Annotated in this window: 13 protein-coding genes; all 13 read left to right on the top strand. The window is 71.8% G+C overall.

Annotated features, from left to right (window positions below; all coding sequences use genetic code 11):
* Window positions 1-235 (top strand): hypothetical protein (locus tag VGB14_16435; GenBank protein ID HEX9994519.1); only part of this gene is annotated, 235 nt, incomplete at its 5' end.
* 22 nt (window positions 236-257) lie between these two features.
* On the top strand, window positions 258-728 hold the full coding sequence (locus tag VGB14_16430; protein ID HEX9994518.1) for a hypothetical protein: 471 nt from the start codon (window positions 258-260) through the stop codon (window positions 726-728).
* 83 nt (window positions 729-811) lie between these two features.
* Window positions 812-1048, top strand: a complete 237-nt coding sequence (locus tag VGB14_16425) for a hypothetical protein (protein HEX9994517.1) — start codon at window positions 812-814, stop codon at window positions 1046-1048.
* Between the two features lie 51 nt (window positions 1049-1099).
* Complete coding sequence (locus VGB14_16420) at window positions 1100-1627, top strand: hypothetical protein (protein HEX9994516.1); 528 nt, start codon at window positions 1100-1102, stop codon at window positions 1625-1627.
* Complete coding sequence (locus tag VGB14_16415; protein ID HEX9994515.1) at window positions 1624-3171, top strand: hypothetical protein; 1548 nt, start codon at window positions 1624-1626, stop codon at window positions 3169-3171. The genes VGB14_16420 and VGB14_16415 overlap by 4 nt, the downstream gene beginning before the upstream one ends.
* A gap of 48 nt (window positions 3172-3219) precedes the next feature.
* Window positions 3220-3531: a hypothetical protein gene (locus VGB14_16410; protein ID HEX9994514.1), complete on the top strand. Its 312-nt coding sequence runs from the start codon at window positions 3220-3222 to the stop codon at window positions 3529-3531.
* The gene (locus VGB14_16405) at window positions 3528-3761 is read left to right on the top strand and encodes a hypothetical protein (protein HEX9994513.1); all 234 of its coding nucleotides are present in this window, start codon (window positions 3528-3530) and stop codon (window positions 3759-3761) included. The genes VGB14_16410 and VGB14_16405 overlap by 4 nt, the downstream gene beginning before the upstream one ends.
* A 48-nt stretch (window positions 3762-3809) precedes the next feature.
* On the top strand, window positions 3810-3932 hold the full coding sequence (locus VGB14_16400) for a hypothetical protein (GenBank protein ID HEX9994512.1): 123 nt from the start codon (window positions 3810-3812) through the stop codon (window positions 3930-3932).
* 106 nt (window positions 3933-4038) lie between these two features.
* Complete coding sequence (locus tag VGB14_16395) at window positions 4039-4347, top strand: DUF1360 domain-containing protein (protein ID HEX9994511.1); 309 nt, start codon at window positions 4039-4041, stop codon at window positions 4345-4347.
* Window positions 4344-4799: a WhiB family transcriptional regulator gene (locus tag VGB14_16390; protein HEX9994510.1), complete on the top strand. Its 456-nt coding sequence runs from the start codon at window positions 4344-4346 to the stop codon at window positions 4797-4799. Before VGB14_16395 ends, VGB14_16390 begins: the two co-directional genes overlap by 4 nt.
* A gap of 103 nt (window positions 4800-4902) precedes the next feature.
* Entirely contained in the window at window positions 4903-5037 is a 135-nt protein-coding gene (locus VGB14_16385; GenBank protein ID HEX9994509.1) for a hypothetical protein, read from the top strand.
* Between the two features lie 199 nt (window positions 5038-5236).
* Window positions 5237-7393 (top strand): hypothetical protein, encoded by a 2157-nt coding sequence (locus VGB14_16380; protein ID HEX9994508.1) that lies wholly within the window; start codon window positions 5237-5239, stop codon window positions 7391-7393.
* Window positions 7393-8940 (top strand): hypothetical protein, encoded by a 1548-nt coding sequence (locus VGB14_16375; protein ID HEX9994507.1) that lies wholly within the window; start codon window positions 7393-7395, stop codon window positions 8938-8940. The genes VGB14_16380 and VGB14_16375 overlap by 1 nt, the downstream gene beginning before the upstream one ends.
* Window positions 8941-8962: the final 22 nt, after the last annotated feature.

Genomic DNA, 8962 nt, shown 5'->3' with positions numbered 1-8962 from the left:
TCTCTCGCGGTGTGTCAGTCGAGCGTCGCACGATCTGATGGCGGCGCTGGTGTGCGACCTCGGTGACCGCCCCGACCTTCCCGCTCCGGAAGCGAAGGCGTTCGACGCGGCGGTGGACGTGACCTACGAGGCGCTGTCCACGACGACGCACCACGCGGCGGTGGCGGCGGTGAACGGCCTGCTGACGGGGGGTTGGCGGCTGGTGTCCCCCGACGGCGTGACACTGGAGCGGTAGGCCCATGGGTTGTCCCGCTGCGATGGCCGCTCCGGAGGGCTGTGACTGGTGCGGGGCGAAGCTCACCGGGCGCGCCCGCCGCTGGTGCAGCACAGCGTGCTCGACGGCCTACTGGGAGAACCACGGTTGGAACGAGGCCCGTGAGGCGGCGAAGCGCCGCGACGGCAACCGGTGCGTCCGTTGCGGCCACGACCCGCAGGAGGAACGTCAGCGCCGCGAGGAGTTCGCCCACCTGCTGTGTCTCGTCTGCGGCCCGGTGCCTACATGGGCGCCGAGCGCACGGGAGGCCTACTGGGCGTTCCTCCGGGTGTCGTCGTTGGAGGTCAACCACATCAACCCCATTCTCGGCAGGCACGCAGTCGTCGGCTGTCACCATCATCTCGACGGCCTTGAGACGCTGTGCCATCGCTGCCATGTCGAAGAGACGGCCCGACAGTTCGGTCATCGCCGAGCATCTGCACCTGAGCCGTCGCTGTTCGAGCAGGTGGCCTGATGCTCGCCCGTCTCGTTTCGTTGGTGGCCCCGGATGCAGCCCTCGCGAGCATCGGACAGACGGAACGGCATCGCGCCCCGGAGGTGGACGTGCAGTGGCGGTCCGACATGCTCACCGACGTGTGGTCAGGAGCTGACGCCGAGACAGACGAGCGTGCGGCAGCGGCCCTTCGACTGGCGCTGGCCCCCGACCCGCTCGACGTGCTCCGCTGCCTGGAGGAGGGGCACCAGTGGACCGAGCTTCGCAGGTGGGACGGCCACGCGGTGGCGCGCTGGTGCGACCGCTGCGGCGACAGCGAGACCGTCGAGAACCCCGCCTGATTCTCATGTCCAAGTCCTCCTACACCCCCGACGAGTAGAACGAAGCCCGAGATGCCCCGCACCAAGTACGACGACGCCGTCAAGGCCGAGGCGCTCCGCCTGTACGCCACCGAAGGCATCGCCGCCGCCGAGCAGGCGACCGGCGTCCCTCGCGGGACCCTCAAGTCGTGGGCCAGCAGGGCCGGGGTGGAGGGTTGCAACCAAAACCCGGCGGCTGCAGCCGCCGTGCGGGCCACCATGGCGGAGCGTCGTGAGCGGCTGGCCGAAGCACTGATGGGGGACGTGGAGCGGTTGCGCGTCCAGCTGTTCGCCCCCTGCGTCGAGCAGAAGCCGATAGCCCTCTCGGGTGGCCGGGGTCACCCGGGTCGGGTGGAGATCGCCGTGGTGGAGCGGGACCAGCCGACGTTCGGCGAGCAGGTGAAGATCATGACCGCCATCGGGATCGCGGTGGACAAGGTGCAGCTGTTGACGGGTGAGGCGACGCAGCGAACCGAGACGCTCGGTGGTGATCCCCGCCGTGAGGCGCTGGAGGCGTGGGACGAGTTGGAGGCGTGGAGGGAGCGCCGGAGGGGCGCTTGACGCTCGTCGACCGGATCGGAAGCCGGGCGGAACTCGAACGTCGGCTGACGCTGGCGAACGCTGAGCAGCAGCACAAGCTCGCGGCAGGCCTGCGGCTGGAGCGGTACTACTACCGGCCGGCGGCCTGGGCGAGGGACATGATCGACTGGCCTGAGGGTCAGCGTCTCACCTGCTACCAGGAGGAGGTCCTGTCAGCCCTCGTGGATCATGGCCGAGCGGCTGTTCGGGGACCACATGGGCTGGGGAAGACGACCGGGAACGCCATAGGCCTGCTCTGGTTCTCAACGACTCGCGATGCAGCCGGGGTCGATTGGAAGGTGCCCACCACGGCGAGCGCCTGGCGGCAGTTGCAGCAGTACCTGTGGCCCGAGGTGCACAAGTGGGCGCGTCGTCTGCGCTGGGACCGACTGGGCAGGCCGCCGTTCTCACCACGTACCGAACTGTTGGACCTGCACCTCAAGCTCCGCCATGGCGAGGCGTTCGCGGTCGCGAGCAATGACCCGGCCCGCATCGAGGGCGCCCACGCCGACGCCCTCCTGTACATCTTCGATGAGGCGAAGGCGATTCCAGCGGCGACCTTCGACGCCGCGGAGGGGGCGTTCTCCGGCGCCGGGTCGGACACCGCTCACGAGGCGTACGCCTTGGCGTCGTCGACTCCAGGTGAGCCGAACGGCCGGTTCCACGAAATCCACAAGCGGCAACCGGGTCTCGAGGACTGGTGGGTGCGGCATGTGACGAAGGCGGAAGTGGTGGCGGCGGGGCGGATGTCGGCCAGGTGGGCGGAGCAGCGGGCCCGCCAGTGGGGGAGGGACTCGGCGGTCTACCAGAACCGGGTGGAAGGGGAGTTCGCTTCAAGCGACGAGGACGGGGTGATCCCGTTGGCGTGGGTCGAACTAGCGAACGAACGGTGGCGGCGCTGGCATGACGCCGGCCGGCCGGCGTCGCCGCTCACTCATGTCGGCGTGGACGTGGCTCGCTCGGGGTCGGACCGGACGGTGCTGAGCTTCCGTCACGGGCCGCTGGTGTCGGAGCTGCGCCGGTACGGCCGGCAGGGAACGACGGCTACGTCGGGTGTGGTGAAGGGGGTCTTGGACGTGCATGTCCAGGCGGTCGCTGTGGTCGACGTGATCGGCGTCGGCGCTGGCGTGTACGACGAGCTCGTAGACGAGGTGGGCGACCGGGCCGTCCCGTTCAACGCGTCGGAGGGGACGACGAAGCGGGACCGCTCCGGGGAGTTGGGGTTCACGAACAAGCGGTCGGCGGCTTGGTGGAATCTGCGGGAGCTGCTCGACCCCGACGGCGGGGAAGAGGTGGCGCTCCCGCCGGATGATCTGCTGACGGGGGATCTGACGGCGCCGAAGTGGCGGGTGATGGCGGGTGGCCGCCTCCAAGTGGAGGGAAAGGACGACATCCGCAAGCGGCTCGGCAGGTCGACAGACGACGGCGATGCCGTGGTGCAGGCCTTCTGGGACGACGATTCCCGGCCGAGGGTGCTGGCGGCGAAGCGGGTGGCGCAGCGGCGTATCCCGGAGCACGCCGTCTGACCTTCTGCATCCGTCCGTCCGGCAGCCGGCCGTGGGATCTCTTGTCGGATGCCCGACCTCTACCCGTGCAGGGTGGTCGCCCCGGACGGCTCCCGTCTCGACCGGGTCCGTGTTGTCACCGACGACGGCGGTGTCCGCTTCTTCGGGAAGGCGAGCCGCCATCCGGGGCTGCCGTCGGTGGCGCCCGGTGTGGTGCTGGTCCGTGACCTGCCGGGGGCGTCGTGGACGCAGCAGGGCAACCAGCTGAGTGTGGTGACGGACGACGGGGTGTGGGCGGCGACCCGGCTTCGGGTGTCGTGCGGCTGCCAGGTGGACAAGGCGGTGCAGCGGTTCACCCCGCCCGAGGCGGTGCGGACGTGACGATGCACGGGAACGACCTGATCCGCGAGTTGCAGAAGCTCGAAGCGACGCTCTCGCAGGTGGACCGGCACCTGTCCCGACAGAGCGAGTCGAACGCCGCCCTGCACCTGGCCGAGCGGGTCATGTACTCGCCCCTCGCCACCGAAGTCGCAGCTCGGCTGCAAGAAGTCCGTCGCACGCTGACGGTTCTGCAAGAGACGGATGAGGCGCCGCAGATCGGGCGACGATGATCGGCCGGTTCGCGGGGAAGTGGGCACCCCCGATTCGTCGGCCCGACGATGCCGGCTGAGCGGGTCCGCATCCGGCGCGCCGACGAGCGCCCCAGCCGGTCGGTCGTCGGCGTGTGGCTGGTGATCGTCCTGCTGCTGGCCGCCAACACGCTCGTCCTGCTGGTCCGGTGACCGAACGCTGTGGGCTGCGGGCCATCATCCCCGTCGCCGCCGCTCTAGCCGCCGCTGGCCTCGTCGTGGTCGCCGCCCGTGTGGCGCTGATCCTCCGGGACCGGACGTGACCTGGCTCGACGCTCTCCTCGGCGCGCTCGCCGTGTACCGGGCGACCCGCCTGGTCACCGAGGACACGATCTGGGAGGGCACCCGCGACCGGGTCGTCGCCTGGTCCGAACGTGACGGCCGGGCGGCGACGCTGCGGGTGAAGGTCGGCGACCTGATCACCTGCCCGTGGTGCGCGTCGATGTGGGTCGCTGGGCTGGCGGTCGGGTCGTGGTGGGTGCTGCCGGTGGCGGTGTGGCGGTCGGGTGCGGCGGTGCTGGCGGCGTCCGCGGTGGCGGGGCTGGTCGCCGCGTGGGAGCAGCGGTGATCGCGGCGAGCGTTCGCGCCGAGACGGCGTGGATGGCGCAGGCGGCATGCAAGGGCCGGACCGTGGACATGTTCCCGTCCGACGATGCGAGCGTGATCGTCGCCAAGCGGGTGTGCGCGGAGTGCACGGTCCGCCGACAGTGCGGCGACTTCGCCGTGGCACACAACGAGCAGCATGGCGTGTGGGGCGGCATGAGCGAGCGGGAGCGGGCGAGGATCGGCGTCGCCGGCCGACCCGGCGTGCCACATGGCCTGTATACCCGGTACAAGCGTGGGTGCCCTCCGCTGGTCGACCAGCCAGTCCCGGTGGTCACCAGCCGACGTTGCGCTGGCTGCGGGGAGCCGCTGACCCGCTCCGACGGCGGAATCAGCAGGTGGGCGCACGCCTCCGGCGGGTTCGCCGATGGCCAGGTCGGCGCCGACGGCCACATCGCCAGACCCGAGGCCGGCTGACATGGCGTGGGAGGTCGTCCTGCGCCGGACCGTGCTGGTATGCGACCGGCCACCGACGCCACCGGGGGTACGCGAGCACAACGGCCAGCGATGCTGGGACGAGGTGAGCCGCATAGTCCTGCGTCGCTGCTGGACACGGCGAGGGGCAGAGGCGTGGGCCAACTACTGCCGGACGGCCTACTTCCGGTCCGGCGACATGGTCGACTACCGCAACATCAGCGTCGAGCGGGCCGCCTGACATGGCGATCCTCGACCGGTTCCGCAGCCTCCGCCAGCCGGGCACGATCGTCGCGTCCGCAGCGAAACTCGACCTCGGCGACGGCACCGCCCGCCGCTCCCGCCGCCGGCCGACCCCCGTCCAAACCAGAGCGTGGAACGTCTACGACAAGGTCGGCTTCCTCAAGTACGCGTACAACCGTCGCGCGTCGGCCGTCGGCATGGTCCGCCTGTTCCCCGCCTGGACCGTCGACCCGGACGCCCCGCCGATCCCACTGCAGGACGCGCTCGACTCCGACGACATCGACCAGGCCGACAAGCCGCCCGCCGACCTCGTCGGGTTCGCCGCCGACGTCCTCGCCGACTGGAAAGCGAAGGACGGCGGGCAGAGCGAACTCCAACGAGTGTCGGACCTGAACCTCACCGTGGCCGCCGAATGCTACTGGTGGGGCCGCGCCGCCGCCGAAGGCGACCCGGCCGCCACCTGGGAGGTCCTGTCGGTCGACGAGGTGCAGTGGCGCTCGGAGGGCCCGGTCGTCCTTGCCGGCACCGAGCGCATCCCGGTCACCGCCGACGACGTGTTCATCCGCGTGTGGCGCCGCCATCCTCGCCACCATCGTGCCGCCGACGCCGTCTGGTGGGGGACGCTCGACGACTGCGACGAACTCCTGTGGCTCGCCGCAGGCAACCGGGGGAAGGCCCGCTCGAGGATGGCCGCGAACGGCGTCCTGCTGATCCCCGGCTCCTGGCGGCTGCCGAAGGCCGACCAGTCGAAGGGCACGCTCGACGAGGCGGTCGAAGAGTTCATCGACGCGATGGTCACCCCGATCGGCGACCCCGGCTCCGCGGTCGGCGCCCTGCCGATCGTGCTGATCGGCGGCGGCGGCAAGGACGAGGGCGAACCGAAGCACGTCACCTTCGACCGGCCGATCGACAAGGAGACGCAGGAGCGGATGAAGGGGCTGGTCGCCGGCATCATCCAGGGCTGCGACTTCCCCCCGGAGATCGTGCAGGGCCTCGCCGACCTGAACCATTGGACCGCCTGGCAGGTCCCGGAAACCGACTACCAGTTCCACTTGCAGCCCGGCGTCCGCCTCCAAACCGAGGCGCTGACCTCCGCGTGGCTCCGGCCCGCCGCGCTGGAGGCTGGGTTCGCGGCGGACGTGGCGGACCGGCTGGTGGTGTGGGACGACCCGTCGGCGATCGTGTCGCACCCGAACCGGGCGAAGGACTTCATGGACGCCAACAAGCTTCCCGTCCCCGCTGTCGGTGTCGAGGCGGTGCGGCGGGCGATCGGCGCGTCCGACGACGACGCCCCCACCGACGAGGAGATCGCCGCCCGCTTCGCCATCGCGACCCGCAGCACCGGCACGGACGGCGGCGTGAGCGCCGAGAATCCGCTGCCCGGCGGGGAGCAGTCCCGGGTGATCGCAGCGTCGTCTCGGATGATGCCCGCGCTGGTCGCCGCACGCACCCGCGACCTGAGCAGCTTGTCCCGCCGGCTGGCCGACATGGACCGGTCGTTGTTCGACCGGCTGCACGTCGCCTGCGACGCAGCCCTCACCAACGCCCTCCGCGTCGCGGGGGCGAGGCTGCGGTCGAAGGCGAACGGCGACACCGCCCTGCGCGCCCAGCTCCGCAACGTCCGCCCCGAGGACGTGGGCCGGGCGCTCGGACGGGACCATCCGGTCGTAGCCGAAGCCGGCGACCCGCTGGATGGCGTGTTCGACGGGCTGGCCGACAAGTACGACACGTGGGTGTCGGCAGTTCAGCGGCGAGCGAGGCAGGCGGTGTCGCCGTTCGTGGACGCCGACGACGAGGCGTGGGCTGCCCGACACGACACCGACCGGGAGCGCGGCTGGGGCCTCCTCCTCGCCGCCCTCCTCGCGTTGGCGTCGCGGCGGCTGTTCGACCCCGCCGACGACGAACCCCCGAACGGGGAGCACGACCCGTCGATGGCCGTCCAAGCCGGCGTCGTCCGGCGAGCGCTCGCCGCGGCGGGCGGCCACACCGATCTGGCTGACACCCCGGCGGGAGGCGTGGTCACTGGCGACGGGGCACCGGTGCTCGGGGTCGCCACCGGGCCGACCACCACGGATGTGCTCGCCGAAGCCGGCGTCGTGGTCGGCGGGTGGGCGTGGACGCACGGCGGCGCAGTCCGCCCGTTCCAACCGCATGTCGATCTCGACGGCACCGAGTTCGCCGACTTCACCGCCCCTGTCCTGCGTGTGGGTGCGGAGGGCGACTGGCTGCGGCTCGCGTACTACATGCCGGGCGACCACGCCGGCTGCACCTGTTCGCTGGTCCCCACCCTGGTGGAAGCTCCCACCGCCGACCAGCTTCCCGACACCCGGCACGCCGGGGAGGAGGCCGCCTGATGTTCACCATCCGCCAGCAGCGCGCCGACGGCCCGGTCCAGGTGGTCGACACCCGCGACGGGACCACCACCGAAGTGCCCACCCGGCAGCAGGCGGTCGCCCTCGTCGCCTCCGCGCTAGGCGACACCGTCACCGCCGCCGCCGGGGTCAACGAGTCGGAACTTCTGCCCGACGTGTGGTACTCCGAGCTCGCCTTCTCGGAGGACACCGGCGACGGCCGCGACTTCACCGACTGCACGTGGACGGCCCGCGACCCGGCGGTGAGCACCATGCCGGTGTTCGTCCAGACCCAGAACCTGCCGGCACACTGGGAGGCCCGCCTCGCCGGGTTCTTCACCGAGGTGACGGGGCTGGGAGAGCGGGCGGCGCCGCAGGGCAGGGGCCGCTGGTTCGCGATCGACGCCGGCCGGGAGGCGAGGTCGATCATCGCCGGGGCTGGCCGGTTCGGCGTGTCCGTCGACCCCGGCGCCGTCGAAGTCGAATGCGCGGAGACGGAGGAGGACGAGGACGGGGTCGAGTGGTGCACCCGCTGGCGGTTCCTCGCCTACGAGATCATCGGCATGACGGTCGAGCCGATGCCCGCCTTCGCCCGCGCCTACGTCACGTTGGAGGGCGGCGAGACGGCGGGTGACGACGAGGCGCGGGTGGCCGCCGGGTCGGCCGCACCGCCGTTGCCGGCACGAGCCTGGTTCGACATGACGGAGCCGGACGACGGCGACGACCGCTACGTCGACCAGGGCCAGGGCCGGCAGGCGGTGCCGCTGACCATCACCGACGACGGCCGGGTGTACGGCCACGCCGCCTGCTGGGGCGCCTGCCATGTCGGCTTCCCCGGCGCCTGCGTGTCCCCGCCCCGCCCCGAGTCGTACGCGTCGTTCCACACGGGGCTGACCCGCTGCGCCGACGGGACCGAGGTAAACACCGGCCGTCTGGTGGTCGGCTGCGACCACGCGTCCACCGCCCGTGGCGTCAGCCCGTCCGAAGCGCGCGACCACTACGCCCACGCCGGCCTCGGCTGGGCCGATGTCCGAGTGTCGAACGGCCGCCACGGACCCTGGGTGGCCGGCGTGCTTCTGCCCGACGTGACCGCGGCGCAGGTGCGGGTGCTCCGCGGGCTCTGCTTGTCGGGAGACTGGCGGGGCGGCGAGCTGGTCGGCCTGCTCGCCGTCAACGTCGGCGGCTTCCCGATCCGCCGGGAGACGATCACCGCCTCCGGCCTGCCGATGCCCGCGTCGGTGCGGATGGCGGCGACGACCGACGCCGGGGAGACGGTCGCGCTCGTCGCCGCCGGCATGGTGCGCCGCTGCGCCGAATGCGAGAAGCGGCAGCGGGCCGACCTGCGGGCGACGCTGGAGCTGGACGGCTCCTCGGTGATGATGCTGGTCGACGCGATGCACGGGATGGAGCAGAACCTGTCGGCCCGGCTCGCCACGCTCGAGCGACGCACCCGCCATCTCGAGCCGGAAGCTCTCGCCTACGCCCGGTCCCAGGTCGCCCCGGTCCGCCGGGAGCCGTCGGCCGTCGCGAAGCGGCTGCGCCGTGGGTAGCGCAGAGCGGTTCTGCAGGTGG

Source organism: Acidimicrobiales bacterium (assembly GCA_036399815.1).
Taxonomy (GTDB): domain Bacteria; phylum Actinomycetota; class Acidimicrobiia; order Acidimicrobiales; family DASWMK01; genus DASWMK01.
Note: the sequence above shows the minus strand (reverse complement) of the source record. Positions and strands in the feature narration are given on the sequence as shown.